The 25,319-nt window shown below is 74.7% G+C and carries 22 protein-coding genes; 5 read left to right on the forward strand and 17 right to left on the reverse strand.

From position 1 onward, the window contains the following. Positions 1 to 183: 183 nt before the first annotated feature. Positions 184 to 960, reverse strand: a complete 777-nt coding sequence (locus ACFVXN_RS14280) for an alpha/beta fold hydrolase (protein ID WP_389233607.1) — start codon at positions 958 to 960, stop codon at positions 184 to 186. Positions 961 to 1,045: 85 nt separating this feature from the next. Next, the gene (locus ACFVXN_RS14285) at positions 1,046 to 2,068 is read right to left on the reverse strand and encodes a LacI family DNA-binding transcriptional regulator (RefSeq protein WP_389233610.1); all 1,023 of its coding nucleotides are present in this window, start codon (positions 2,066 to 2,068) and stop codon (positions 1,046 to 1,048) included. A gap of 178 nt (positions 2,069 to 2,246) precedes the next feature. Between ACFVXN_RS14285 and ACFVXN_RS14290 the strand changes: the two genes are divergently transcribed. Beyond that, a complete protein-coding gene (locus ACFVXN_RS14290) occupies positions 2,247 to 2,648 on the forward strand; it encodes a VOC family protein (RefSeq protein WP_389233613.1) in 402 nt (133 codons plus the stop codon). Between the two features lie 22 nt (positions 2,649 to 2,670). Here ACFVXN_RS14290 and ACFVXN_RS14295 read toward each other — a convergent pair whose 3' ends face one another. Continuing rightward, positions 2,671 to 3,363, reverse strand: coding sequence for a helix-turn-helix domain-containing protein (locus tag ACFVXN_RS14295; RefSeq protein WP_389233616.1), 693 nt, complete (start codon positions 3,361 to 3,363; stop codon positions 2,671 to 2,673). Positions 3,364 to 3,479: 116 nt separating this feature from the next. Beyond that, on the reverse strand, positions 3,480 to 6,062 hold the full coding sequence (locus ACFVXN_RS14300) for an ATP-dependent Clp protease ATP-binding subunit (RefSeq protein ID WP_389233619.1): 2,583 nt from the start codon (positions 6,060 to 6,062) through the stop codon (positions 3,480 to 3,482). Positions 6,063 to 6,301: 239 nt separating this feature from the next. Here ACFVXN_RS14300 and ACFVXN_RS14305 point away from each other — a divergent pair, with 239 nt between their 5' ends. Together ACFVXN_RS14305 and ACFVXN_RS14310 are read left to right on the forward strand one after the other, a co-directional pair. Next, the gene (locus ACFVXN_RS14305) at positions 6,302 to 6,979 is read left to right on the forward strand and encodes a response regulator transcription factor (protein ID WP_389233622.1); all 678 of its coding nucleotides are present in this window, start codon (positions 6,302 to 6,304) and stop codon (positions 6,977 to 6,979) included. Then, positions 6,972 to 8,333: a sensor histidine kinase gene (locus tag ACFVXN_RS14310; protein WP_389233625.1), complete on the forward strand. Its 1,362-nt coding sequence runs from the start codon at positions 6,972 to 6,974 to the stop codon at positions 8,331 to 8,333. Before ACFVXN_RS14305 ends, ACFVXN_RS14310 begins: the two co-directional genes overlap by 8 nt. 62 nt (positions 8,334 to 8,395) lie before the next feature. On the opposite strand, the gene ACFVXN_RS14315 is transcribed toward ACFVXN_RS14310, so the two are convergent. Beyond that, positions 8,396 to 8,980 carry a PepSY domain-containing protein gene (locus ACFVXN_RS14315; protein WP_389233628.1) on the reverse strand — a complete coding sequence of 195 codons (585 nt, stop codon included), beginning with the start codon at positions 8,978 to 8,980 and terminating at the stop codon, positions 8,396 to 8,398. 54 nt (positions 8,981 to 9,034) lie between these two features. Next, complete coding sequence (locus ACFVXN_RS14320; protein WP_389233631.1) at positions 9,035 to 10,660, reverse strand: methyl-accepting chemotaxis protein; 1,626 nt, start codon at positions 10,658 to 10,660, stop codon at positions 9,035 to 9,037. Between the two features lie 126 nt (positions 10,661 to 10,786). On the opposite strand from ACFVXN_RS14320, the gene ACFVXN_RS14325 reads away from it, so the two are divergent. Further along, positions 10,787 to 11,662: a Cof-type HAD-IIB family hydrolase gene (locus ACFVXN_RS14325; protein WP_389233634.1), complete on the forward strand. Its 876-nt coding sequence runs from the start codon at positions 10,787 to 10,789 to the stop codon at positions 11,660 to 11,662. Between the two features lie 246 nt (positions 11,663 to 11,908). After that, entirely contained in the window at positions 11,909 to 15,007 is a 3,099-nt protein-coding gene (locus ACFVXN_RS14330; RefSeq protein WP_389233637.1) for a glycosyl hydrolase family 18 protein, read from the forward strand. 78 nt (positions 15,008 to 15,085) lie between these two features. On the opposite strand, the gene ACFVXN_RS14335 is transcribed toward ACFVXN_RS14330, so the two are convergent. From ACFVXN_RS14335 to ACFVXN_RS14385, 11 genes are all read right to left on the reverse strand, one after another. Further along, on the reverse strand, positions 15,086 to 15,574 hold the full coding sequence (locus ACFVXN_RS14335) for an acyl-CoA thioesterase (RefSeq protein ID WP_389233640.1): 489 nt from the start codon (positions 15,572 to 15,574) through the stop codon (positions 15,086 to 15,088). Positions 15,575 to 15,578: 4 nt separating this feature from the next. After that, a complete protein-coding gene (locus tag ACFVXN_RS14340; protein ID WP_389233643.1) occupies positions 15,579 to 16,550 on the reverse strand; it encodes a DMT family transporter in 972 nt (323 codons plus the stop codon). An 88-nt stretch (positions 16,551 to 16,638) separates the two neighbouring features. Continuing rightward, the gene (locus ACFVXN_RS14345) at positions 16,639 to 17,118 is read right to left on the reverse strand and encodes a VOC family protein (protein WP_389233646.1); all 480 of its coding nucleotides are present in this window, start codon (positions 17,116 to 17,118) and stop codon (positions 16,639 to 16,641) included. 56 nt (positions 17,119 to 17,174) lie between these two features. Further along, entirely contained in the window at positions 17,175 to 18,848 is a 1,674-nt protein-coding gene (locus tag ACFVXN_RS14350) for a DUF222 domain-containing protein (RefSeq protein WP_389233649.1), read from the reverse strand. Between the two features lie 120 nt (positions 18,849 to 18,968). After that, the gene (locus ACFVXN_RS14355; RefSeq protein ID WP_389233652.1) at positions 18,969 to 20,177 is read right to left on the reverse strand and encodes an MFS transporter; all 1,209 of its coding nucleotides are present in this window, start codon (positions 20,175 to 20,177) and stop codon (positions 18,969 to 18,971) included. Positions 20,178 to 20,276: 99 nt separating this feature from the next. Next, positions 20,277 to 21,542, reverse strand: a complete 1,266-nt coding sequence (locus ACFVXN_RS14360; RefSeq protein WP_389233655.1) for an aminotransferase class III-fold pyridoxal phosphate-dependent enzyme — start codon at positions 21,540 to 21,542, stop codon at positions 20,277 to 20,279. A 5-nt stretch (positions 21,543 to 21,547) separates the two neighbouring features. Further along, complete coding sequence (locus tag ACFVXN_RS14365; protein ID WP_389233658.1) at positions 21,548 to 22,321, reverse strand: hypothetical protein; 774 nt, start codon at positions 22,319 to 22,321, stop codon at positions 21,548 to 21,550. Continuing rightward, positions 22,311 to 22,973 carry a TetR/AcrR family transcriptional regulator gene (locus ACFVXN_RS14370; RefSeq protein WP_389233661.1) on the reverse strand — a complete coding sequence of 221 codons (663 nt, stop codon included), beginning with the start codon at positions 22,971 to 22,973 and terminating at the stop codon, positions 22,311 to 22,313. The genes ACFVXN_RS14365 and ACFVXN_RS14370 overlap by 11 nt, the downstream gene beginning before the upstream one ends. 1 nt (position 22,974) lies before the next feature. Continuing rightward, entirely contained in the window at positions 22,975 to 23,853 is an 879-nt protein-coding gene (locus ACFVXN_RS14375) for an SDR family NAD(P)-dependent oxidoreductase (RefSeq protein WP_389233664.1), read from the reverse strand. Between the two features lie 50 nt (positions 23,854 to 23,903). Continuing rightward, complete coding sequence (locus ACFVXN_RS14380) at positions 23,904 to 24,257, reverse strand: TraR/DksA family transcriptional regulator (RefSeq protein ID WP_389233666.1); 354 nt, start codon at positions 24,255 to 24,257, stop codon at positions 23,904 to 23,906. 69 nt (positions 24,258 to 24,326) lie between these two features. After that, positions 24,327 to 25,277, reverse strand: coding sequence for an SHOCT domain-containing protein (locus ACFVXN_RS14385; RefSeq protein ID WP_389233669.1), 951 nt, complete (start codon positions 25,275 to 25,277; stop codon positions 24,327 to 24,329). Positions 25,278 to 25,319 lie beyond the last annotated feature (42 nt).

Below are 25,319 nucleotides of genomic sequence, written 5' to 3' on the forward strand. Positions count from 1 at the left end.
GCTCCGGAAGGCGCTGCGCGACCCTGGACTGCCCCGGTGGGAACGCGCAGGACCGACGTTAGCGCAGGCCAACGGGGCACTGTCAAATGTCAGGACAAGATGTCCAGATTGTCCTCGGTGGTCATTCTCCGAGAATGCTCGATACCGCAGAGGACATTCCGGGCGATCCGTCGCGGCGCGGTCTCACGCGCGGTCGAGGAGCTCCCGCACCAGCGCCTCGAACCGGGCCGGGTCCGCGAGCGGCAGCCCGTGGTCCGCGTCCTCGACCACCCGGAGCTCACCGGCCGGCAGGTGCGCGGCGATCGCCGCGGTGTGCGCCGGGCGGACGACGTCCAGCTCGCCGGCCGCCACCAGCACCGGCACCGTGATCCGGCCCAGCGCCCGCAGCGGGATCCGCGGCTGGTGCACCATCAGGTCCGCGACCTCGGCCCGCACGAACGCCACGGGGTCCACCGCGCCGCGCACCCGCAGCGCCGCCCACGCGGCCGTGACCTCCGCACGGGTGCGGGGAGCCAGGCCGCCCGGGTCGACGTTCGCGCCGTAGACGACCAGCGACCGCACCACCTCGGGGTGCCGCAGCGCGAGCATCAGCGCCACGTTGCCGCCGTCGGAGTAGCCGACCACGCGCACCGCCTCGCCCGGCGCCAGCTCGGCGAGCACCGCGGCGACGTCGTCGGCCATCGTCGAGATCGTCAGCGGCGCGGACCCGCGCGGGGACCGGCCGTGCGCGCGGGCCTCGACGGACAGCACCCGGTGGTCGCGCCCGAGGAGCGCGGCGACCGGCGCGAGCGACAGGGCGTCCTCGCCGTTGCCGTGGAGCAGGACCAGCGTCGGCCCCGCGCCCGTGACGTCCACGTGCAGACCCGCCGCGACGACCTCCGTCACGTCGCCGGCGTCGCCGGTCCCGTCCGGGCCCGCGCCACCGTGCTGCGGTGCGTGCGCGGTCTCCTCGGCGGCCATGACCGGAACGGTAGCGCCGACCGGACCCGGGATCCGGGTCCGACGTCCCGGCGGGACGGCGAGCCCGGGGCCCGCCGCCCCGTGCTCAGCGCCCCGGCGTCGACCCGCGGAGCACGACCTCGCCCGCCACCGGCGCGAGCACCGGGGCGCCGGCCTGCTGCTCGAGCACCAGCCGGGTGGCCTCGGCGCCGATCCGACCGAGCGGCAGCCGCACGGTGGTCAGCCCCGGCGTCACGTCACGCACCGCCTCGATGTCGTCGAACCCGGCCAGCGCGACCTCGCCGGGCACGTCGACCCCGACCTCCCGGGCCGCGGCGAGCGCCCCCACCGCGACGACGTCGCTCACCGCGAACACCAGGTCCACGTCGCCTCGGTCCGCCAGCAGCCGCCGCATCGCGGCGTGCCCGCCGTCCCGGGACATCTCGCCGGGGACCAGGCGCTCGGACGGCACCGTGCAGCCCAGCGCGGCGAGCGCACCGGTGAACCCCGCGGTCCGGTCCGCGGCGGTCGCGCTGCCCGCGGGGCCGGTCAGCACCGCGAACCGCCGGTACCCGCGCCCGTGCAGCGCCCGCGCCAGGTCGGCCGCGCCCTCGGCGTTGCCGACGACGACCGAGTCCACGCCCTCGGCGGGCCGGCCGATGACCGCGACCGCGCCGCCGACCGACCGGAACGAGTCGAGCGCCGCACGCAGCGCCGCGTCGTCGGCCGCGTCCCCGGGCCGCCCGCCGGCGATCACCACCGCGCGGGCCCGCTGGCGCTCCATCCGCCCGACGACCTCGACCGCGCGCTGCGGGTCCCCACCTGTCGCGGCCAGCGTGACCATCAGGCCGCCGACCTCCGCCGCGCTCGCGACGCCGGCCGCGATCGCGGCGTAGTAGGGGTCGGCGATGTCGCGCACGACCAGACCGAGGGAGGTCGTGCGACCGCGGGCCATCGCCTGGGCGATCCCGTCGGGCGAGTAGCGCAACCGGGACGCGGCGGCCTCGACCCGCTTGCGGAGCTCCTCGCCGACGGTCCGGTTGGCGCTGCCGTTGAGCGCGCGCGAGGCCGTCGCGAGCGAGACCCCGGCCTCCCTCGCCACGTCGCTGAGTGTCACCTGGCCTGGCATGACGTCAGGGTAGGCGTATTCCTCGCAGCGCTTTTCGGCGATTCTGGGTGCTCGCACCTCCCGGAATGCCCGTATTCCTGACGGTCTGCACCGACCATTGCGTGAGGCGACATCCTCCGGTGCCGGAGATGTCCGGAACGTCCACGACGCACCCCGGCGCGCGCCCTACGGTCGCCTCATGACCCTGCTGAACCTGGTCGGCCTCGTCGTCGCCGACATGCCCCGCTCGCTCGCGTTCTACCGCGCCCTCGGCCTCGACCTGCCCCCGGACGCCGACGACGCCCCGCACACGGAGGTGACCCTCCCGGGCGGCCTGCGCCTCGCGTGGGACACCGTCGAGGTGATCCGCTCGTTCGACCCCGCGTGGCAGCCGCCGACCGGCGGGCACCGGGCGTCGCTGGCGTTCCGGTGCGACTCCCCCGCGGACGTCGACGCGACCTACCGCCGCATGGTGGACGCCGGGCACACCGGCCACCTGCCGCCGTGGGACGCGTTCTGGGGCCAGCGGTACGCCGTGCTGGTCGACCCGGACGGCACCGCGGTGGACCTGTTCGCCGACCAGCCGGCCGGCGGGGCCTGATCTCACGGGCGCCCGCCACGGCTCAGGCGCTGGCGCGCTCCGCGGCCAGCTCGGACGGGGTGGCGCCCGCGAGGGACCGGGTCTCGCGCGCCAGGTGCGGCTGGTCGGCGTACCCGGCCCGGTGGGCGACCTCGGCGAGCGGCAGCCCCCCGCCCATCAGGCCGACGGCGCGCTGCAGGCGCAGCACCCGCCCGAGCGTGCGCGGACCGTACCCGAACGCGTCCAGCGACCGGCGGTGCAGCGTGCGCGCGGTGACCCCGAGCCGATCGGCCACGTCGGCGGCGCCCGCCCCCGCGCCGAGGAGCGCCGCCGCCGCGGCGACCTCGCGCGACCGCCCGCCGCGTGCTGCCAGCCGGTCCGCGGTCAGCCGCTCGAGCCGGTCGATCCCGCCGTCGACCGTCGCGGCCCAGGACCGCGCAGCGGCGTCGCCCCAGACGGCGGCGAGCTCGGGCCGGTCGTCGCGCAGCGCGTGCGCCGGCACGCCGAGCAGCACGGGAGCGGCGCCGGGCGGCAGCCGCAGCCCGCTCACCCGCGCCCCGGGTCGCACCGGCGCGGAGCCGTGCGCGACCGTGTCCGGGCCCGCGACCAGCAGCCGGCCGTCGACGAGCAGCAGGTCCATGCAGCCGTCCGGGAGCACGCGACCGCCGGGGTCGGCGTCGCGCACCGTCCACAGGACGGCGCCCGGGATCAGCCGCGACGGGCGCTCGGCGTACACCGGGCCAGTATCGCGGGCACGCCGTCGAACCGGCACGCACCGGCCGCCCCGCACGCACGGAGGGCCGGGTCGCACCGTGCTGGTGCGACCCGGCCCTCCGGGGGTGGTGCTGGGCGTCAGGCGGGCATCAAGCCCGTGCCGCCGTCACCGGACGACGCGATCGGCGGCGCCGGCGGGACGTCCGTGCCGGAGCCCGGCGTGCCGGCGGAGTGCGACCCCACCGCGACCGGCTCCTTGGGACGGGCGGTCCGCTCCTCGCCGCGGAACACGAACTCGCCGAGGATGCCCTCGCCGTGCGCGTCCACGATGATCTGCTGGCCCGCGTGCAGCTCCCCGAACAGGATCTTCTCGGACAGGGCGTCCTCGATCTCCCGCTGGATCGCGCGACGCAGCGGCCGGGCGCCCAGGACCGGGTCGTAGCCCTTCTCCGAGAGCAGCTTCTTGGCCGCCTCGGTGAGCTCGATGCCCATGTCCTTGTCGCGCAGACGGGCGTCGAGCTTCGCGATCATCAGGTCGACGATCTGGAAGATCTCCGGCTGCGAGAGCTGCGGGAACACGACCACGTCGTCGACGCGGTTGAGGAACTCCGGACGGAAGTGCGTCTTGAGCTCGTCGTTGACCTTGCCCTTCATGCGCTCGTACGACGTCGACAGGTCGCCGCCGGCCTGGAAGCCGGTCTGGACGCCCTTGGCGATGTCCCGCGTGCCGAGGTTCGTGGTCATGATGATGACGGTGTTCTTGAAGTCGACCACCCGGCCCTGCGAGTCGGTCAGGCGACCGTCCTCGAGGATCTGCAGCAGCGAGTTGAAGATGTCCGCGTGCGCCTTCTCGACCTCGTCGAACAGGACGACCGAGAACGGCTTCCGGCGCACCTTCTCGGTGAGCTGGCCGCCCTCGTCGTACCCGACGTAGCCGGGGGGCGAGCCGAACAGCCGCGACACGGTGTGCTTCTCCGAGAACTCGGACATGTCGAGCTGGATCAGGGCGTCCTCGTCACCGAACAGGAACTCCGCGAGCGCCTTGGCGAGCTCGGTCTTCCCGACGCCGGTGGGGCCGGCGAAGATGAACGAGCCACCGGGGCGCTTCGGGTCCTTGAGCCCTGCGCGCGTGCGGCGGATCGCCTGGGAGAGGGCCTTGATCGCTGACTCCTGGCCGACGACCCGCTTGTGCAGCTCGTCCTCCATGTGGAGCAGGCGGCTCGACTCCTCCTCGGTGAGCTTGAACACCGGGATACCGGTGGCCAGCGCCAGCACCTCGGCGATGAGCTCCTCGTCGACCTCGGCGACCGCGTCCAGGTCGCCCGACTTCCAGGCCTTCTCCTTCTCCTGGCGCTTGAGGCCGAGCTGCTTCTCCTGGTCGCGCAGGCGCGCGGCCTTCTCGAAGTCCTGCTCGTCGATCGCCGACTCCTTGTCGCGGCGCGTCTCGGCGATCTGCTCGTCGAGCTCGCGCAGCTCCGGCGGGGCCGTCATGCGGCGGATCCGCAGGCGGGCGCCGGCCTCGTCGACCAGGTCGATCGCCTTGTCCGGGAGGAACCGGTCGTTGACGTACCGGTCGGCCAGCGTCGCGGCGGCCACGAGGGCGCCGTCCGTGATCGACACGCGGTGGTGCGCCTCGTAGCGGTCGCGCAGGCCCTTGAGGATCTCGATGGCGTGCGTGAGGTTCGGCTCCGAGACCTGGATCGGCTGGAACCGGCGCTCGAGGGCCGGGTCCTTCTCGACGTACTTGCGGTACTCGTCGAGCGTCGTGGCGCCGACGGTCTGCAGCTCGCCGCGGGCCAGCATCGGCTTGAGGATGCTCGCGGCGTCGATCGCGCCCTCGGCGGCACCCGCACCCACGAGGGTGTGGATCTCGTCGATGAACAGGATGATGTCGCCGCGGGTGCGGATCTCCTTGAGGACCTTCTTCAGGCGCTCCTCGAAGTCACCGCGGTAGCGGGAGCCGGCGACCAGGGCGCCGAGGTCCAGCGTGTAGAGCTGCTTGTCCTTCAGCGTCTCCGGCACGTCGCCGCGGACGATGTCCTGGGCGAGGCCCTCGACGACCGCCGTCTTGCCGACGCCGGGCTCGCCGATCAGCACCGGGTTGTTCTTGGTGCGGCGGGACAGCACCTGCATGACCCGCTCGATCTCCTTCTCGCGCCCGATGACCGGGTCGAGCTTGCCCTCGCGGGCGGCCTGCGTCAGGTTCCGGCCGAACTGGTCGAGGACGGCGGAGCCCGAGGGCTGACCCTCCTGCGGACCGCCGGCGGCGACGGGCTCCTTGCCCTGGTAGCCCGACAGCAGCTGGATGACCTGCTGGCGGACGCGGTTCAGGTCCGCGCCGAGCTTGCCGAGGACCTGGGCGGCGACGCCCTCGCCCTCGCGGATCAGGCCGAGCAGGATGTGCTCGGTGCCGATGTAGTTGTGGCCGAGCTGCAGGGCCTCGCGCAGCGACAGCTCCAGCACCTTCTTGGCACGCGGCGTGAACGGGATGTGCCCGCTCGGGGCCTGCTGGCCCTCGCCGATGATCTCCTGCACCTGGGCGCGCACCGCGTCGAGCGAGATGTTCAGCGACTCCAGGGCCTTGGCCGCGACACCCTCCCCCTCGTGGATCAGACCCAGGAGGATGTGCTCGGTGCCGATGTAGTTGTGGTTGAGCATCCGCGCCTCTTCCTGGGCGAGGACGACCACGCGACGGGCTCGGTCCGTGAATCTCTCGAACATGTGCACTCCTCACGAGCGGCGTGCTCGCCGGCGCGGTCGGGCTCAGGTGCCCGGGTGCACGCACGGCGAGGCGGCGTTGTTCGATGCTAACGGCGGCCGGTGGCCAGGGCGTCCCGTGTTCGCCCCTGGCGTGACGGCGCGCGCGACGGCCCTCGCGCCCGGCCGTTCAGGAGGGGTTCAGCGGCGACCTGGGACAGTGGACGGGCTCGCGCGCGCGGCGCGGCGGAGACGAGGTGGGCGTGCGGGTCCTGGTGGTCGAGGACGAGGTCAGGCTCGCGGCCGGGCTGCGGACCGGGCTGGAGGCGGAGGGCTTCGCCGTCGACGTCGCCCACGACGGCGTCGACGGGCTGTGGCTCGCGCAGGAGAACCCGTACGCCGTCGTGCTGCTCGACCTGATGCTGCCCGGGCTCGACGGCTACCAGGTGTGCCGGCGGCTCCGGGAGGCCGGATGCTGGGTGCCGGTGCTCATGCTCACCGCGCTCGGCGAACCCGAGGACCAGGTCGAGGGGCTCGAGCTCGGTGCCGACGACTACGTGACGAAGCCGTTCGCGTTCCCCGTCCTCGTGGCGCGCGTCCGGGCGCTGGCCCGGCGCGGCGAGAGGGAGCGCCCGGTCGTCCTGACCGCGGGCGACCTCACGTTCGACCCCGCCTCCCGGGTCGCGCGCCGGGGCGACCAGGACCTCGGGCTCACCGCGCGGGAGGCCGCCGTCCTGCACCTGCTCATCCGCCGGGCCGGCGAGGCGCTCAGCAAGCGGGAGATCCTCGCGGACGTGTGGGACGACGACTTCGACGGCGACCCGAACATCGTGGAGGTCTACGTGCGGCGGCTGCGGCTCAAGGTCGACGAGCCGTTCGGTAGGTCCGCCATCCGGACCGTCCGCGGCGCGGGCTACCTGCTGGACGGTCAGGGTGGCTGAGGCGTCCGTGCGGCTGCGCGCGACCATCGTGTCGGCCACCGTCGTCGGGGCCGTGCTCGCCGTCGGCGGCGTGGCCGCGCAGCAGGCGCTCGACGCCTCCCTGCACGCCGCGCAGCGGACCGTCGCGCAGACCCGCGCCGAGGCCCTCGCCGAGCAGATCGCCCGCGGCGGGGACCTCCTGACCCTGGTCGACCTCGACGACGAGGACGAGCTCGTGCAGGTGCTCGACGCCGACGGCGCGGTCAGCGCGTCCAGCGCCACGGCCCGCGGCCTGCCGTCGCTCGCCGGGGCGGACGGGCTGCGGGTCGAGGTCGAGGACCCGGACGAGGACGGCACGACACCGTTCGTCGTCGCCGCCGCCGAGATCGACGACGACGCCCCGCAGCTCGCCGACGGTCTGGTCGTCGTCGGCTCCGCCCTCGACGACGTCCGGTCGGTGTCGTTCGCCGTCGCCGTCGCGCTCGCCGTGGGTCTCCCGCTGCTGCTGGGCCTGGTCGCCGCGGTCACGTGGTGGCTCGTCGGGCGCGCGCTGCGGCCCGTCGACCGGATGCGCGAGCAGGCCGAGCGGATCTCCCACACCAGCCTCGCCGCGCGCCTGCCCGAGCCCGGCGGGGACGACGAGGTCGCCCGGCTCGCGCACACCCTCAACGCCATGCTCGCGCGGCTGGACGACGCCGCGCGTGCCCAGCGGCGGTTCGTGTCCGACGCCTCCCACGAGCTGCGCTCCCCCATCGCCGTGGTCCGGCAGAACGCCGAGCTGGTGATCGGCTACCCCGAGCGCGTCGACCCCGCCGACCTCGCGCGCGGCACCCTCGCCGAGACCGAGCGCATGCAGCACCTCGTCGACGGCCTGCTGCTGCTCGCGCGCTCCGACGAGGGCCGGCTGCGCCGCGGCCCGGCGACGACGGTCGACCTGGACGACGTGCTGCTCGCCGAGGCGGCCCGGCTGCGCTCCACCACCGACCTGCGCGTCGACACGTCCGGCGTCCGACCCGTCGCCGTCACCGGGGACCGGGCCCTGCTCGACCGCGCGGTGCGCAACCTCGTCGACAACGCCGTCCGGCACGCCCGCGGCCGGGTGGCGCTCGCCGTCACGGTGTCCCCCGACGGCCGGTGGGCGCTGCTCGACGTCGACGACGACGGACCCGGGGTTCCCCCCGTCGACCGGCAGCGGGTGCTCGAGCGGTTCGTGCGGCTCGACGACGCCCGCGCCCGGGACGGCGGCGGCTCCGGGCTCGGGCTGGCGATCGTCCACGACGTGCTGGTCGCCCACGGCGGCGGCGTCGAGGTGCTGGACGCCCCCGGCGGCGGCGCGCGGCTCCGGCTGGTGCTCCCGGCCGACCCGCAGCGCTGAGCGCGGACGCACGGGAGGGACGGCACCGGATCTCCCGGTGCCGCCCCTCCGTCGCGCGCGGGTCAGTCGCGGTGCCAGGTCTCCGTGGCGACCACGCCGAACGCGTCGTCCAGGTAGACGTGCATCTGCGTGCCGTCCGCACGGGTGACCTCGACCTCGTACGTGTGCGTCGGGTCGTCGCTGCGCTCGGCCTCCGTGACGACACCCTCACCACCGGCCGCCGACACCGCCGCGGCGGTGGCCTGCTCGAGGACCGTGCCGGCGAGCTCGATGTCGTCCTGGTCGACCCGGACGGTGCCGGTGCCCGGTGCGGTGCCGGTCGCGGGGGCGGTGCCGGTCGCGGGGGCCGTGCTCGCGCCCTGCTCCGTGGTCGTGGACCCGGCTGCCGGCGCCGGCGCACCCGCGTCGGCCGCTCGCTGCACCACCACGGTGCCGTCGTCACGGGCGTCCGCCACCAGCGCACCGACGCCGACCCCGCCGCCGAGCAGGGCCAGGCCGGCCACCGCGCCGCCCGCCACCCACCAGGCGCGGCGGGACCCGCGGGCGGGGGCGGTGGGCGCGTGCCCGAGGGCCTGCGTCGGGGGCTGGTGCGAGGGCTGGTGGGGGGTCTGCTGGGGGGTCTGCGGGTTCAGGTCGTCGTGGCTCATGGGACGAGTGTCGCGAGGCGACGCTGAACAGCACCTGACAGGGCGCGGCGGACCTCAGTACGTGAACTGCGACACCCGCCCCCGCAGGTCCTCGGACATGCGTGCGAGGTCCGCGACGGCGTCTCCCATCTGCCCGACCGTCTGCGAGGACGTGCTCGACGCCGCCGCCACCCCCGTGATGTTCACGGCGATCTCCCCGGACCCGGTCGCTGCCTCGGCCACGGACCGCGACATCTCCGTGGTGGTCGCCGTCTGCTCCTCCACAGCCGAGGCGATCGTCAGCTGGTAGTCGTTGATGCTCGCGATGATGTGGCCGATCTCCCCGATCGCCACCACCGCGGCGCCTGTCTCCGCCTGGATCGCCTCGACGCGGCGGACGATGTCCTCCGTCGCCCTGGCGGTCTCCTGGGCCAGCTCCTTGACCTCGCCCGCGACCACCGCGAAGCCCTTGCCCGCCTCACCGGCGCGCGCGGCCTCGATCGTCGCGTTCAGGGCCAGCAGGTTCGTCTGCTCCGCGATGCTCGTGATCGCCTTCACCACGTTGCCGATCTCCTGCGACGACTCGCCCAGGCGGGTGACCTGCTCGTTCGTCGCCGCCGCCATGTCCGTGGCCTGGCCGGCGACCTTCGCGGCCTGCGACGCGTTCTGGGCGATCTCCCGGATGCTGGCGCCCATCTGCTCCGCACCCGCGGCGACCGTCTGCACGTTGCGCGAGACCTGCTCGGCCGCGGCCGCCACGACACCGGCCTGCGCCGAGGTGTCGTCCGAACCCGCCGAGACCTGAGCCGACGCCGCAGACAGCTCCTCCGCGGCGGTCGCCACGGCGTGCGCGGTCTCGACGACCCCCGCCATCGTCGCCCGCAGGCTGGTCTGCGCCGCGGCGAGCGCGCCGGCCATCTCGCCGAGCTCGTCGCGCGACCGCACCTCGGGCACGCGCGTCAGGTCACCGGTGGCCATCGCCTCGGCGGTCGCGCGCACCCGGCCCGCGGCCCGGGCCATCGAGCCCGCCGTGCGCAACCCGAGCAGCAGGGCCGCCGCCACGCCGACCACCAGCATCACGCCCGTGACGATCCGGCCGGTCGCCGCCGCGGACGCCGCGTCCTCGGTGGCCTCCACCGTGCGGTCGCGCAGGGAGTCGAGCAGCGCCGTCGTCGCGTCGCCGATCGCGTAGTAGACGTCGTACGCGTCCCCGACGACCAGCGCGTCCCCGGCGTCCAGCGACGCGGGCGTGCCCTCCTCGTACGCGGCGACCACCCGGTCGTCGGCGGCGAAGAAGTCCTCCCACAGCGCCTCGACCTGCGAGAACGACCCACGCTCGTCCTCGGTCAGCAGCGCCGGGTCGACGTCCGCGAGCGCCCCGCGCAGCGTCTCGACCGAGTCGAGGTAGCCGGCTCGGTTCGGGTTGTCGGCCGACACGGCCGCAGCGGCGCCGATCCGCCGGGTGTCCCAGGCGTACGCGACCTGCCAGCCCGAGACGTCCGCGTTCATCGTGCGGACCTCGCCGACCTCCGTCGACACCTGCTGCAGCTCCGCGAGCCGCTCGTTCGCCCCCGCGACCTGGCTCAAAGCGACCTGCGACCCGATGCCCGCGACCACCGCGGTGACCGCACCGACCGCCGCCACGCCCAGCACCTTGGCCCGCACACCCGTCCACCGGCTGCGCCTCGTGACCTCGCCCATGCTGCTCTCCCGACCGTCCGTGCTCCGTCCCCCGACCCCCGTCGGATCGGTGCGCGCACGCCCGTGCTGAGCCGAACGGCGCAGGGTCACCCGGGCCGGAGCGTCACGCCCTGCGAGGATGGCGGGGTGTCCGCACCCCGCACCGCCACCGCCCTGCCCGTCCTCGACCCGCCCGCGCTGCCGCTCGACGCCGACATCCGGCTGGTCGTCAGCGACATGGACGGCTCGCTCCTCGACGAGCGCGGCCGTGTCCCCGCGCAGCTGTGGCCCGTGCTGACGGAGATGGACCGGCGCGGCATCGCGTTCGTGCCCGCGAGCGGTCGGCAGTACGCCAACCTGCGGGAGCTCTTCGGAGAGCGCGGCGCCGACCTCACCTACATCGCGGAGAACGGCGCCTACGTCGTGCACGGCGACGAGCCGGTGTCGACCGACCCCCTCCCGGAGGCGGACGTGCCCGTCGTCATCCAGCACGTCCGGGACCTCGCGGCGGCCGGAGGGAACGTCGGCATGGTGCTGTGCGGGCAGCGCGCCGGGTACATCGAGCGGGGCGACGGGGCGTTCGAGGAGCACGCCGCCCGGCACTACGCGTGGCTGGAGCAGGTCGACGACCTCACCGCCGTCGACGACGTGGTGCTGAAGATCGCGGTGTTCGACTTCGGCTCCGTCGAGGAGGTCACCGCCCCGGCCTTCGCGGACCTCGCCGAGCGGTTGCGGGTCGTGGTGTCCGGTCAGCACTGGCTGGACGTCATGAACCCCGACGCCGACAAGGGGCACGCGCTGCGCCGGGTGCAGGACCGCCTCGGCGTCACCGCCGAGCAGACGATGGCGTTCGGCGACTACCTCAACGACGCCGGGATGCTCGACGCCGCGCACTGGTCCTGCGCGATGGACAACGCCCACCCGGACGTCCGCGCACGGGCCCGGTACGTGGTGCCGGCGAACACCCGCAACGGCGTCGTGCGGACCGTGGCCGCGGCCCTCGGGCTGCCGCTCCCCGACTGACACCCCGGCCCCGGACGCGCGTGGCGCCGCACCCCAGGAGCCGCGCACCACCCACGCACGCACTGAGCCCCCCTCTTCCACGCACGCACCCACTCATACGTCCCCCTCTCTCCACTCAGTGGCGGACCTCGCGACCGCCGCCACGCCGGGCTCGGGATCAGATGGCTCCCGACACAGCCCGCCGCACCCGAGCCCGGCCCTGGACCACCCTCGTCCGGGCGGATGCGACTCCCGAGAGAGAGAGCCATGAACATCCCCTACCCCCTGCACAACCCGAGCGGACGCGCGCGCTGCCTCGCCCGCCGCGGCCTCGGGGCCGCGATCATCTCGAGCCTCGCGCTCGGCTCCGTCCTCGCCGCCGGCGCCAGCGCCGCGAGCAGCACGCTCGTCGCCGACGACACCCGCAACGTCATCACCGGGATGACCGCGCAGCACATGTGGTCCACGGACGGCGGGGCCAGCTGGTCGAAGGGCGCCCCCGACCTGCAGTTCAAGGGCACCGTCTCGGTCGTCGTCGCCGAGCTCGACTCGACCGCGCTGGACGCCACGCCGTACGTCGCGACCGCGACCTACGCGACGAGCAACACCCTGGTCACCCACAACGGCTCGATCTGGTCGAACAAGTGGTACGCGAACCCGGGCGAGGCGCCCGGCTCGAACGACGTCTGGACGCTCGTCAAGAAGCTCGACACCCGCGTGGTGGGCTCCTTCGAGTTCACGCCGTGGTCCGGCGCGACCGCGACGGCCTTCCAGGCCGACTCCCGCCGGGAGAGCATCGAGCAGAAGAAGATCGTCGGCTACTTCCCCGAGTGGGGCATCTACGAGGGCCACCGGAACTACATGGTCCCGGACATCCCGATGGACAAGATCACCCACCTCAACTACGGGTTCGCCCTGCTCAAGCAGGACACCCAGGGCGAGTGGTACCTCGGCATCGCCGACCCGTGGGCGGCGCTGCCCGACGGCGGCGGCCACGACCTGTACGGCAAGGTCGCGAAGGCGACCGCCGCGGCCGGGGTCGAGAACATGCTCTCCATCGGCGGCTGGACCAACTCGGAGAACGGCGAGTTCGAGGCCGCGACCGCGACCGAGGCGAAGTCCGACGCGATGGCCCAGAAGATGGTCGACTTCATGGTCGAGCACGGGTTCACGGGCCTCGACATCGACTGGGAGTACCCGTCGGACGCCCAGGGCGGCGTCCAGTTCGAGCGGCTCATCAGCCAGGTCAAGGCGAAGCTCACCGCGCTCGGCAAGGCGAACGACGACTACTACCCGCTGACCATCGCCGTCAGCCCGAACCACACGAAGATGCCCTTCATCCACCCGGAGGCGATGATCGACCTCGTCGACGCCGTCAACGTGATGACGTACGACTACCACGGCGCCTTCGACCCCGTCACCGGCCACAACGCGCCGCTCAGCGCGGGCTCGCTCGCCGCCGACCAGAAGTTCAGCCTCGAGGGCACCCTGAAGGAGTTCCACGAGGTCCACGGCATCCCGAAGAACCAGCTCCTCGTCGGCGTCCCGTACTACGGCCGCGGCTGGGGCGACGTCGAGCCCACCGAGCTGATCCCCGGCCTGCCGGGCCTCGGCGCGCCGGGCACGGCCACCGTCCAGGGCGCCTGGGACGACGCCGGCCTCTACACCGGCTCCAACCCCTGGTACGTGCTCAAGGACATGGAGCAGGACCCCGCGTTCACGAAGTACTGGGACGACGAGGCCCAGGTCCCGTACCTGTACAACGCCTCCACCAAGCAGTTCTTCACCTACGACGACCCGCGTTCGGTGCAGGCGAAGGTCGACTTCATCAAGAAGAACAACTACGGCGGCGCCATCATCTGGGACCTCTCGGGTGACACGCGCGACCAGGAGCTCGGCTCGATCGTCGCCCAGGTGCTCGACACCTCCACCTACCCGGAGCCGGAGCCCACGCCGGAGCCGGAGCCGGAGCCGGAGCCGGAGCCCACGCCGGAGCCCGAGCCCGAGGTGCCGGCCGCGGGCGTGCCCTACGCCACGGCGTCCACCGCCCGGATCCCCTCGGGGGTCGTGCTCGGTGACGGGACCGCGACGCACACCCTGTCGGTGATCCTCAAGGACGCCAACGGCGACGCAGTGACCGGCCTGGCCGGCGCGAAGTTCCCCGCCGAGGTGAAGATCGCCGGCGTCGACGCGAAGATCGGCGCGTTCAAGGAGAGCGGGTCGGGCATGTACTACGCCTACGTCTCCTCGACGCAGGCCGGCACCGCGAACATCACCGTCTCCCTGGACGGAACCGTGATCGGTGCGCCCGTCTTCGCCGAGTTCAGCCAGTACGTGCCGGGCAAGGCCGACAAGAGCAAGTCCAGCATCCGCGTGACGTCCGACTCCAAGCTCGCGGACGGCAAGCAGGCCCACAACGTCACCGTCATCCTCAAGGACGCCTCGGGCAAGGCCGTGACCGGCCAGGCCGCGCAGCTCCCTGTCGACGTCACCTTCAAGGAGAAGGTCGGCACCACCTCCGTCGCCACCGACAAGCTGACGACCGGTACCTGGAAGGAGACCTCGACCAAGGGCACCTACGAGCTGCCCGTCACCTCCACCACCCAGGGCACCTTCGTGGTCTACGGCCACCTCAACGGGTCGCAGATCCCGACCGGGACCTCCGGGTTCACCTACGGGCCCGCCGCGACCGGCGTCGTCGACACCACCCAGTCGACCAGCCGGATCGCCAGCGGCACCGTGCTCGGTGACGGCACCGCCACCCACACCGTCACCGTCACCCTCAAGGACGCGGCCGGCAACCCCGTCACCGGCCTCGCCGGCGCGAAGTTCCCCGCCACGACCACCCTCAGCGGGTCCGGGGCCAAGGTCGGCGCGTTCATCGAGAGCGGCGCGAAGGGCACCTACTACGCCTACATCACCTCGACCAAGCCCGGCGTGGTGTCGGTCGACGTCACCCTCGGCGGCAAGGCCATCGGCGCCACCAACAAGGCCGAGTTCAGCGAGTACGTCCCCGGCCAGGCCGACCGGTCCAAGTCGAGCACCAAGGTCCTGGCCGGCTCCAAGCTGGCCGACGGTCGCGACGCCCACACCATCGTCGTGAACCTCAAGGACGCCTCCGGCAAGATCGTCACCGGCAAGGCCGGGTCGGCCATGCCCGTGACGATCAAGCTCTCCGGTGCTCAGGGAGCGGCGACCACCGGCCTGTCGGTGTCCCCGTTCGTCGAGACCTCGGTCAAGGGCACCTACGAGGCGAAGGTCACCTCCACGACGGCCGGCACCTTCCACGCCACCGGCCACCTCGGCACCGGCCAGGTCCCGGTGAGCGGCACGGCCATGTCCTTCCTGGACAGCAAGGTCGGCTGACCCCGGACGCAGGACCACGGCGGGCGTCCCGTCGGTGCGACGAGCACCGGCGGGGCGCCCGCCGCTTGCGTACGGTCTTCACCACCCGTGCAGGACGGGCTCCTCACCGGCGTACGCCTCGAACACCGCGCGCTCCTCGTCGCTGAACGGTCGCGGCGCGTGGCTCTCGCGGTCCAGCTGGACCATGCGGGAGCGTGCGCGCAGGTAGACGACCTGCTCGGCGCCAGGGGCGGTGCGGCGGTCCGCCGCGGGCGCGTCGAGCACCTCGTAGCCGAAGTCCACCGACGAGCGCCCGATCCGCGGCACCCACACGTCGACCGCGACCGGCTCCGGGCGGAAGGCCAGCGGCGCCAGGTACTCGATCTCGTGCTTGACCACGACGAGGAGCGACGCGGTCGGCCGACCCGCCGGGTCCACGCCCATCGACGGGAACAGAGCGAACCGCGCATCGTCCAGGAACCGCAGGTAGGCGGCGTTGTTGACGTGCGCGAACAGGTCGACGTCGGACCACCGGACCTGCATGGTCACGCGTCCGCGGCGAGGGGTGGGGGCAGCGGGGTCGGTCACCGGCTCAGCGTAGGCCGCGCCCCGGGGCTGCGACGGCGGCCGCGGGCTCCGGCGGCACCGCACGGCGACGACGCAGACGCCCCTGCGCGAGCAGGATGCCGAGCAGCACCAGAGCCGCGCCCGCGGGCTCGTGCCAACCGAGCCGCTCACCCAGCACCAGAACCCCGAGGGCGACGCCGACGACGGGCGTGATGTACGTGACGGTGCTGGTCGCCGTCGGTCCCCACCGCAGCAGGACGTGGATGTACCAGATGTAGACGATCCCCGTCCCGAGCACCCCGAGCACGACGAGGCTGCCGACGATCGCGGGCGTGAGCTCGACGGGCGAGGTCACGACCCACGGCGTGAGGAGCAGCATGACGAGCGCGCCGCACGCGATCTGCAGGAACGCGGTGGTCACCGCGGGGACGCCGCGACCCGTGACGAAGCGCCGCAGGTAGCCGAACGTGAGCCCGTAGCAGAGCGCGGCCCCGAGGCACGCGAGCTGACCGGCGATCTCGTCGACCGCGCCCTCGCCCGCGAGCCGCCAGGGGGCGCTCAGCACGACGACACCGGCGAGCCCGACGACCACACCGACGACCTGGTCACGGGTCAGGCGTTCCACCCGGAGCGCGAGGGTCACCACGAGGACGGTCATCAAGGGGGTCGTGGCGTTGTACACGGACGCGATCCCGGAGGAGACGTGCTGCTCCGCCCACGCGAACAGCGTGTAGGGGGCCGCGCAGCCGAGGAACCCGACGGCCACGAAGTGACCCCACATCGCCGCTGAGCGCGGCAGCCGGCTCCGGGTGATCAGCATGACGGCGCCCAGCGCGAGCGCGCCGAGCATCAGCCGGGTCCACGCGACCTGCAACGGCGTGGTGCCGTCCAGGGCGACCTTCATGAACAGGAAGCTGGCGCCCCACACGAGACCCATGCCGAGGAACTGGGCGACGGTGCTGGGGTCGGGCCGTCGGGCCCCGGTCTGCTCGGTCACCCGCGCACACTACGTCCGGCCGCCGACACGGTCCGGCGGAGGTCGGACACCGCGGTCGAGCCCGTCGGCCCCGCCGGATGCCGGGGACTCACCCGTCCGCGGCCGCGTGCAGCGCGGCGATGTCGATCTTCTGCATCCCGAGCATCGCCTGCATCGCCCGCTGCGCGCGCCCTGGGTCCGGGTCCTGGAGCAGCTCCCCGAGCGCGGTCGGCACGATCTGCCAGGACAACCCGAAGCGGTCCTTGAGCCACCCGCACCGCGAGGGTTCGCCGCCACCGGCGACCAGCCCGTCCCACAGGGCGTCGACCTCCTCCTGGGTGCTGACGGACACGAAGAACGAGAACGCCTCGGTGAACCGGAACTGCGGCCCGGCGTTCAGGGCCTCGACCGGGAGCCCGTCGAGCTCGAACGACACCGACATCACTGTGCCCGGGGCCACTCCGGGGGCCCCGTCCGGGTACGTCCGGGTGTCGAGCACGCGCGACTTCGGGATCAGGGAGACGTAGAGGTCGGCGGCCTCGGCGGCCTGGTCGTCGAACCACAGGAAGGGGTGGACGCGGGTCTGCACAGGGGCCTCCTCGACTCGGGTGGTCCCAGTGTGCTCCCCGGGGTCGCGAGCACCGGTCAGAACGGTGGTGGCTCGTCGTCGGGGTGGCGGGTGGTGGTGCGGACGGTGTCGTCGGTGCCGGGCCGGGTGCGGTACGTGTGTCCGGTCGGCGTCACCCACTGGAACCGTCCCGGGGCGTACTGGTGCAGGGTGTGGCCGCCGTCGGTCTTGAGGCGGTGGTCCCGGTGGCACGGGGGCGCGACGTTGTCGGCGCTGGTCGTGCCCAGGCGCGTGCCGGGCGGGTCGCCGGGCCGGCGGCGGTATCCGCGCGTGTGGTCGAGCTCGGCGTGCCGCGCGGGCAGGGTGCACCCGGGGCGCACGCAGGTCTTGTCCCGGAGCCGCACGTGCTCGGCGAGCGCGGTGGGTGGTCGGTAGCGGGTCCGCCCGACGTCGAGCACCGCGCCGGAGGCGGGGTCGGTGATGAGGCGCCGCCACGTGCCGCCGGCGGCGAGGGCCCGGGCGCGGGTGGCGGCGACCGGGCCGTACCCGTCGAGGTGCGCGGGCCGGTCGTCGAGGTCGAGCAGCGTGTCGGCGGAGACGGTGACCCAGACGGTCACGCCGGGGCGCGGTCCGGGACCCAGCGGGTCGAGGCCGGGTACCGGGGGCGCGGTGTCCGACCCGGAGTCCGACGAGGTGGCCGCGACGGAGGTGTCCACGACCGGGGGCGCGCCCACCACCAGGTCGCGCAGCCCGTCGGCGCGCAGCTGGTCGAGGGTGCGCTCGTCACCGAGGTTCTTCGCGGCGGCCGCGGCGTGCTGGAGCACCCCGTCGACCCGTAGCGCGTCCTCGGCGGGCAGCAGCAGCGACATCGAGGCCATCCCGTCGGGCATCGCCCGAGGCCGCCCGACGCGCCGTGCGGCCCGGGCGGCGTCCTCGCGGTGCTGGGCGCCGTGGGCGTCGACCTCGAGGAGCGCCGTGGTGACGTCACCTTCGAGCTGGGCCAGGGTCCGGCGTCCCGCTTCGGGCAGCACCCGGTCCTCGACGGCGGTGGCGACCTGCCAGGGCAGGTCCGCGAGCCGGTCGACCAGGAGGCGGGCACGGGCGGGGTCGACGTCCCCGGAGGCCAGGGCGGCTCCGGTGGCCTGCAGCGTCTGGTCGTAGGCGACCCCCTCGCGCACGAGGCGGTTGGCGGCGAGCCGGGAGGTGGCCATGCGGATCGCGAGCTCGTCGCCGGCGACCGACCGCTGCGCCGGGGGCGGCCCGGCGAGGCGGCTCCACTGGGGGTCCATCTCCGGGCACGCCGCGAGGCGAGCCGCCCACCGGGCTGTGCGGGCGTGCGCCCACGCCTCGACCCGGGCCGCGGCGGCGACGGCCTCGACCATGACCGCGGACGGCAGCGCGTCCGGGTCGACCCGGTCCAGCCAGTCCGCGAGCTCGACCCCGGGGAGGGCGGCCTCGAGCAGCGCGACCTGCCGGCGGGCCTCCTGCCCGATGCGGTCGTGGGACCGGGCAGACGGGTCCTCGGCCGGGACGGCACGCCACCGCTCGCGCACCTCCGGCGGCACCGGCAGCGCGTCCCAGTCGGGACCGGAACCACCGGCCCGCACGGCGGCCTGCGCGGCCTCCCGCGCTGCGGTGCGCGCGACGAGGCTCGACCCGAACGGGTACGGGTGGGGCGCGCCGTCACGAGCGGCAGCGGGGTACGCGCCGGCGGGCGTGTCCCCCGGGTGCTCCTGCCCGTCTGCTGCCATGCCACCGACCGTAGGCACCCCGCCCCGGCACCGGGTGCCCCCGACGGCCCGACCTGGGGACGACGCGCGACCCCCGCACCTGTGGACGGCTCGACACCCGCTCGCCGTCAGGCCCCGCCCTCAGCGCGCGGCGGGGCGGCCCGTCCGCTCCCCGACCGCGACCGCTCCGGGGAGCGCGAACCGGCGTGCGGTGGCGACGGTCGGCGCGACGAGCGCGGCCGGCAGCAGGAACGCGAGCGCGAGACCCGGCCCGTCGGCGAGCAGCCCGACGGCGACCGCCCCGAGGACCGCCCCGGCGTAGGTGAAGAGGTTGACCCGGGCGACCACCTCGTCCACGCGGGCCGGGTCGAGCTCGCCGGCGGCGGAGAACGCCAGCGGCACCAGTGCGCCGACGCCGACGCCGACCACCGCGAACCCGATGACGGCGGCGACGGCGCTCGGCACGAGTGCGACGAGGACCAGCCCGAGGGTGGCCGCGGTCGCGGTCGCGGCGGCGACGGGTGCGCGCCCGACGTGTCGCACGGCCCGGTCACCGACGAGGCGCGTGACCAGCACGGACGCCTGGTAGGCGGCGTAGCCGAGCGGGGCGGTGCCCGCCGAGGCGAGCAGCACGTCGTGCAGGTACACGGTGCTCCAGGTGCTGACCGCCGAGTCCGCGACGAACGCGGCCAGCACCACGCTGCCGAACACGACGATCCCGCGGGCCGGCAACGGCACGCGCGGCGGCGCCGCCGCGAGTCCTCCGCCGGCGAGCGGGACGTCGACGGGGACGAGCCGGCCCCGGCCGATCACCAGCGCGCCGGCCAGGAGCACCGCGGCGAGCAGCATGGCCCCGGCTGCGCCCGGCACCCCGGTGCCCCCGACCAGCGCGGACATGACGAGCGCCCCGGCCACCGCCGCCGCGGTGTAGCAGGCGAAGAACCCCGACATCACCGGCCGGCCGACCCGTCGTTGGACGAGCACCCCCTGGATGCCGCCGGCCGCGTCGACGAGGCCGAGCCCGAGGCCGTACAGCGCCAGCCCTGCGACGAACGGCACCAGCGGGGTGGACAGCGCCGCGACCGGCAGGGCGACCGCCTGCGCGGCGAGCCCGCCGAGGAGCGCGACCCGGCTCCCCCGCCGGACGGCCACGCGTTCCGCGACGACGGACCCCGCGGCGGCGGTGAGGCAGACGAGCAGCACGACCAGGGACACCGCGGTGTCGTCGATGCCCTGCCGCTCCTTGACGGCGGGTAGTGCCGTCACGACCGTCGCGTAGCCGAAGCCCTGCGCGGCGTACGCGGCCGCGACCGCGACCCGCGCGGCTCCCGTCAGCTCTCTCGTGCCCATCCGTCCTCGCCCGCTCGTCCTCGGTCCGGGGCGGCGCGTCGTCGGGCCGTCGTCTGCGTGTCACCGTGCTGGTGGAGCCGTGGATCGGGTGGAGCCGCGTCAGCCCCCGAGCTCGGGGTGCCGGGCCCGCACGATCCCGAAGGCCTCGTGCGCGACCTCGACGGTCCGCGCGATGTCCGCGGAGGTGAGGGCCGCGTTGATGAAGTGGTTGTGGTGCGACGTGAGGAACACGCCGCGCTGCACGCACTCGGCGACCCACTCCTGGTGCAGCATCAGCGAGTCGTCCTCGGCGAGCCGCAGGTAGAACAGCGCGGGTGCGCCGGACGCCACGAGGCGCATCCCGTGGTCGGCCGCCGCCGCGACGAGCCCGGTGGTGAGCTCGGTGCCGAGCCGGTCGAACAGGGCGGGCCCGTCGATCTCGCGGAGCTTGGTGAGGGTCGCGATCCCGGCGGCGAACGGGACGGCGCTCATCCAGTACGACCCGGTGTACGACAGGCTGCTGACGACGTCCTTGAGCGAGTCCCGGCCGCAGAGAGCGGAGACGTTGTACCCGTTCGCGAGGGCCTTGCAGAAGCAGATCAGGTCGGCCTGGAACCCGAAGTGGTGGTCGGACCCGGCGAGGTCGAGCCGGAACCCGGCGCGCACGTCGTCGACGATCAGCACGATGCCGTGCTCGTCGCAGAGCCGGCGCACGGCCTGCCAGAACCCGGGACTCGGCAGCCGGTTGTCGACGAAGTTGCCGTGCATGTACGGCTGGGCGATCAGGCCCGCGATCTCGCCGCGGTGCTCGGAGAGCAGCCGCTCGAGCGCGGGCAGGTCGTCCCAGGGCGCGTAGAGGTTGTGGGCGACGTCCTCCTCGAGGACGCCGGGGTAGTCGAGCTTCTGCGTCCACGGCGCGACGCCGTGGTAGAACCCGTCGAAGAACACGATCTTCTTGCGCCGGGTGGCGGCCCGGGCCGTCATGACCGCGAGGGTCGTGGTGTCGCCGCCGTTCTTGGCGAAGAAGGCCCAGTCGGCGCTCGCGACGGTGTCGACGAGCAGCTCGGCGAAGTCGACCATGATCGTCGACGGGATCGTGACGACGTCCTCGAGGCGGGCCTGGGCCTCGGCGGCGGCGCGCACGTCGGGGTCGCCGTACCCGAGCACGTTGGGCCCGTAGCCGCACATGTAGTCGATGTACTCGTTGCCGTCGACGTCCCAGAACCGGGTGCCCTCGGCCCGCTGGGAGAACAGCGGGAACGCGGTGGTCGGGACGTAGCAGCCCTCCGCGGGTCCCTGGTGGCCGTAGATGCCGGACGGGACGACGCGCAGCGCGCGGTCGAACGCCTCGCGGCTCTTCGCGTAGGTGTACGGGGTCGTGGTCATCGCGCTCACTCTCCGAGGTACTGGCCGACGCGGTCGAGGACGCGGTTGACGTTGTCGACCATCGAGACGGTGCCGCGCATCGCCATCCGGCCGTCGCCGAGGCACGCCATCGCGCTGACCCGGCCCGCGAGCAGCGCGCCCGCGGTGTCGAGGTCGGCGAACGTGAGCGCGGCGCGCGGGTGCGGGGACGGTTCGGGCAGGAACGTCATCCGGTGGTCGCGGACCCGCAGGGTGTAGGCGAGCGCGCCGGTGACCTCGAGCGCCACGTCCCCGTCCCCGATCAGGTGCGCGCTGAACCGGCCGGCGCGGTCCTCGTTGGCGACCTGGGCGGCGGCGGCGACCGCGACGTGCAGGGTCAGCGCGGTGCTGGTCGCCCGGAACCCCGGGTCGGCGAGGTCCTCGTCGGACGGCCGCAGGTAGCGGGTGAGCAGCTCGGTGAGCGGTGCGAACACGTGCAGCAGGAACGGCACCCGGTGGAACCCGGTCACCGGCACGGGTCGGGCGTCGCCCGCGATGACGCGGTTGAACGCGGCGGGCGAGGCGAACGGCAGCACGATGGTGGCGACGGCGCGGTCCGGGACGACGCGCACCTGCCCGTCGCGGAACGCGAGCACCGCGCGCGGGCCGCCCCGCACGACGAACGCGAGCGACACCGGCCGCGGGTCGGCGGCGAGCAGCGCGCGGGCCTCCGGGACGCGACGCACGAGCTCGGGCAGGGTGCCGAGGACGGCGAGCAGGTTGACGTGCGCGGCGACCCGCGGGTCGGTGTCAGTGAGCACGGTCGTCCTCCTGGTCGTCGGTGGTGGCCCCGACCGGCTCGGCGAGCGACGCCAGCGCCCCCGCGGCGAACCGCGCGGTGGTCCGGGCGGCGGCCGTGTCGCGGTCGGCGAGCCAGGTCGTGGTGAGCCCCTCGGTGACCATGACCAGCGCCCGTGCGACCTCGTCGAGGGGGACGGTCCACCGGCTGCGGGCCGCGAGCGCCGCGGCGGACAGGCTGGCGCGGGCGGAGGCGCGGTAGACGTCGTACTGGCCGACGAGCGACGCCCGCTGCCCGGTGGTGCGCATGGCGTACAGGGCGAGCTCGAGCAGCGCCTGCTCACGGGCGGGGTCGGCGGCGAGCAGGGTCACGTACCGGTCGAGTCCGTCGCGCAGGACGTCGACGAGGGCGGGTGGCTCGTCGTCGCCCGGCGCGGCGGCGACCGGCAGGAGGCCCGCCTCGGCGGTGCGCCGCTCCTGGGCGGTGACCTCGGCGATCACCGCCTCCATCAGGTGCTCGCGGGACGGGAACGCGTAGTGGAGGCTCGCGAGCGACATGCCGGCCTCGGCGACGACGGCTCGGGTCGTGGCGCCGGCGACGCCGTCCCGTGCGATGACCCGCACGGTGGCGTCCACGAGGGCGCGGCGCCGGTCCTCGACGGCCATCCGGGGCATGTCAGCGGACCTCCGGGTCGCGGGCCAGCCGGCGCGCGACGTGCAGGACGACCCGGCGGGGCACCAGGCCGGCGGCGACGGCGGTCGCGCGGTTCCGCAGCCCGGCGACGACCGACGGTGGCGGGTCGCGCCGGTCGAGCGCGCGGAACGCGACGTCGACGATCTGCGGCACGGGCAGCACCTGCCCGATCCGGAACCCGTCGGACCCGGCGACGTCGAAGAACTCGGTCTCCGCGGGGCCGGGCGCGAGGGCGAGGACCCGGAGCCGCCCGCCGCGGTGCTCGGCCCACAGGGCCTCGGTGAGCGACCGGACGTACGCCTTGGTCGCCGCGTACACGGCGAACGACGGGCCCGGCTGGTACGCGGCGGTGCTGGTGATGTTGACCAGGATGCCGCGCCGGGACGCGGCCAGGTCGGGCAGCAGCAGCCGGGACAGCAGGGTGAGGGCGGTGACGTTGACCTGGATCTCCGCGGCGACCCGGTCGGGCTCCTCGCCCTCGAACGGGCCGTAGGTGCCGAATCCGGCGCTGTTCACCAGCGCGTCGACCAGGACGCCGCGGCTCTCCAGCTCGCGGACGAGGGCACCCGGGGCGGCGGGGTCCGCCAGGTCGGCGGTCAGCACCGTCGACGCCGCGCCGTGGTCGGCCTCGAGCCGGGCGGCGAGCTCGACGAGCCGGTCCTCCCGGCGGGCGACGAGCACGAGGTCGTACCCGCGGGCGGCGAACCGGCGCGCGAACTCGGCGCCGATGCCGGACGAGGCGCCGGTGACGACGGCGACGGGGCGGGGGTGCGCGGCGATGACGGGTCTCCTCGGGGGCGGCCGACCAGTGGGTCGATCGACCCAGAACGCACTGTGCCAGGCGCCGCGGCCGTTGACCACGCCCCGGGCGCAGCCGTAACGCAGCGGTAACGCCGCGTGCCCCGAACGGCTCAGCGGGCGGCGCAGGCCACGCAGGTGCTCGCGGTGGGCAGGGCCTGGAGGCGCTCCGCGGGGACGGGGCGGTGGCACCGGGTGCACGTGCCGTAGGTGCCGGCGTCGATCCGGGCGAGGGCCGCGTCGACCTCGGCGATCCGCTCGCGCATGTCGTGGGTGAGGGCGTCGAGGATGCGCCGCTCGTAGGCGATGGTCGACCCCTCGGGGTCGTGCTCGTCGTCGGTGACGGACTCCCGGGCGGCGGAGACGACGGCCTCCCGCTCGGCGTCGGTGCCCGCGAGGCGGGCCACGGCCTCGCGCCGGCGCTCCCGGAGCACCGCCGCGATCTCCACCACGTCGAGGTCGGACATGACCCCATCATCCGCCCGTCGGCCGCCGCGCGCCCGGGCACGGGGACGAGGCGCGCGCTCAGGCGGGGCTCAGCGGCGGCCGTCCGCTAGCAGCCGGGCCTTCGCGGTGGCGAACTCCTCGTCGGTGAGCGCGCCGTCGCGGTGCAGCCGGGCGAGGCGCTCCAGGTCGTCGACGACGGTCCCGGCGGGAGCGGACGGCCGCGGCGACGACGCCGACGGGGCCGCCGACGGGGCACCGGCCGACCGGGCCCGCGGCCGGTCACCGTCGCGGCCGCCGTCCCCGTCACCCGGCAGCGGCAGCAGCGCCCGCACGGCCTCGTCGCGCGCGGTCCGGGTGGCGGCGGCGAGCGGTTGGCCGGGCACGACCACCCGCAGGCGCTCCGCGTCGTCGGGTCGCGCGGGGTCGTACCAGGCCCGGGGAGCGTGCCGGAACGCGTCGCGCGGCACCTCGGTCCGGACGGCGTGCCGCACGCCGCGGTCGTCGTCGAAGTGCACGGTCGCCCGGCACCGGGTGCCGTCGACGTCCTCGTAGTCGGTGACCCGCGCCCAGGTCCGGGTGAGCCCGCGGGCGCGGGCGACCGTGGACGGCCCGAGGCTGCGCACGGCACCGGCGACGGCCGCGACGACCGCCAGCGCGAGGACGACGCCGAGGACGATGCTCGTGCGGCGGACGCCCTGCTCGGTGTTGAGGTGGTCGCGCACCGCGGCCTGCAGACCCGCGAGCCACGCGGCGCTGCCGACCGCGACCACCAGCCCGGGCGTCGCCCGCCGGGTGAGCGGGGCCAGCACGCCCAGGGCCGCGGCCAGGACCAGGATGCCGAGCACGGGCGCGGCCCCGGCGAAGTCGTCGGTCGCGCACGTCCCGGCGGCGCACTCCCAGGAGACGGTCCGCCACTCGTGCGCGCCGAACCACAGCAGCCACCCGCCGGACGCGACGACCCCGGCTCCGACGAGGGCCCGGACCACGGTGCCGGAGACGTCGGTGGACAGGACGGACGGGACCCGGGGTGCGGCACTCACGCACCCCATCCTGCCAACCCGCGGCCGCCGGCGCCGGTGCGT

The sequence above is a fragment of the Cellulomonas sp. NPDC058312 genome, from assembly GCF_042880135.1.
In the GTDB taxonomy this organism is placed as follows: domain Bacteria; phylum Actinomycetota; class Actinomycetes; order Actinomycetales; family Cellulomonadaceae; genus Cellulomonas.

Bases quoted from the DNA above. Each gene is read 5' to 3' on its own strand.
- ACFVXN_RS14280 (WP_389233607.1), bottom strand. From the start codon at position 960: ATGGCCGCCGAGGAGACCGCGCACGCACCGCAGCACGGTGGCGCGGGC.
- ACFVXN_RS14285 (WP_389233610.1), bottom strand. From the start codon at position 2,068: ATGCCAGGCCAGGTGACACTCAGCGACGTGGCGAGGGAGGCCGGGGTC.
- ACFVXN_RS14290 (WP_389233613.1), top strand. From the start codon at position 2,247: ATGACCCTGCTGAACCTGGTCGGCCTCGTCGTCGCCGACATGCCCCGC.
- ACFVXN_RS14300 (WP_389233619.1), bottom strand. From the start codon at position 6,062: ATGTTCGAGAGATTCACGGACCGAGCCCGTCGCGTGGTCGTCCTCGCC.
- ACFVXN_RS14315 (WP_389233628.1), bottom strand. From the start codon at position 8,980: ATGAGCCACGACGACCTGAACCCGCAGACCCCCCAGCAGACCCCCCAC.
- ACFVXN_RS14320 (WP_389233631.1), bottom strand. From the start codon at position 10,660: ATGGGCGAGGTCACGAGGCGCAGCCGGTGGACGGGTGTGCGGGCCAAG.
- ACFVXN_RS14330 (WP_389233637.1), top strand. From the start codon at position 11,909: ATGAACATCCCCTACCCCCTGCACAACCCGAGCGGACGCGCGCGCTGC.
- ACFVXN_RS14350 (WP_389233649.1), bottom strand. From the start codon at position 18,848: ATGGCAGCAGACGGGCAGGAGCACCCGGGGGACACGCCCGCCGGCGCG.
- ACFVXN_RS14355 (WP_389233652.1), bottom strand. From the start codon at position 20,177: ATGGGCACGAGAGAGCTGACGGGAGCCGCGCGGGTCGCGGTCGCGGCC.
- ACFVXN_RS14360 (WP_389233655.1), bottom strand. From the start codon at position 21,542: ATGACCACGACCCCGTACACCTACGCGAAGAGCCGCGAGGCGTTCGAC.
- ACFVXN_RS14370 (WP_389233661.1), bottom strand. From the start codon at position 22,973: ATGCCCCGGATGGCCGTCGAGGACCGGCGCCGCGCCCTCGTGGACGCC.
- ACFVXN_RS14380 (WP_389233666.1), bottom strand. From the start codon at position 24,257: ATGTCCGACCTCGACGTGGTGGAGATCGCGGCGGTGCTCCGGGAGCGC.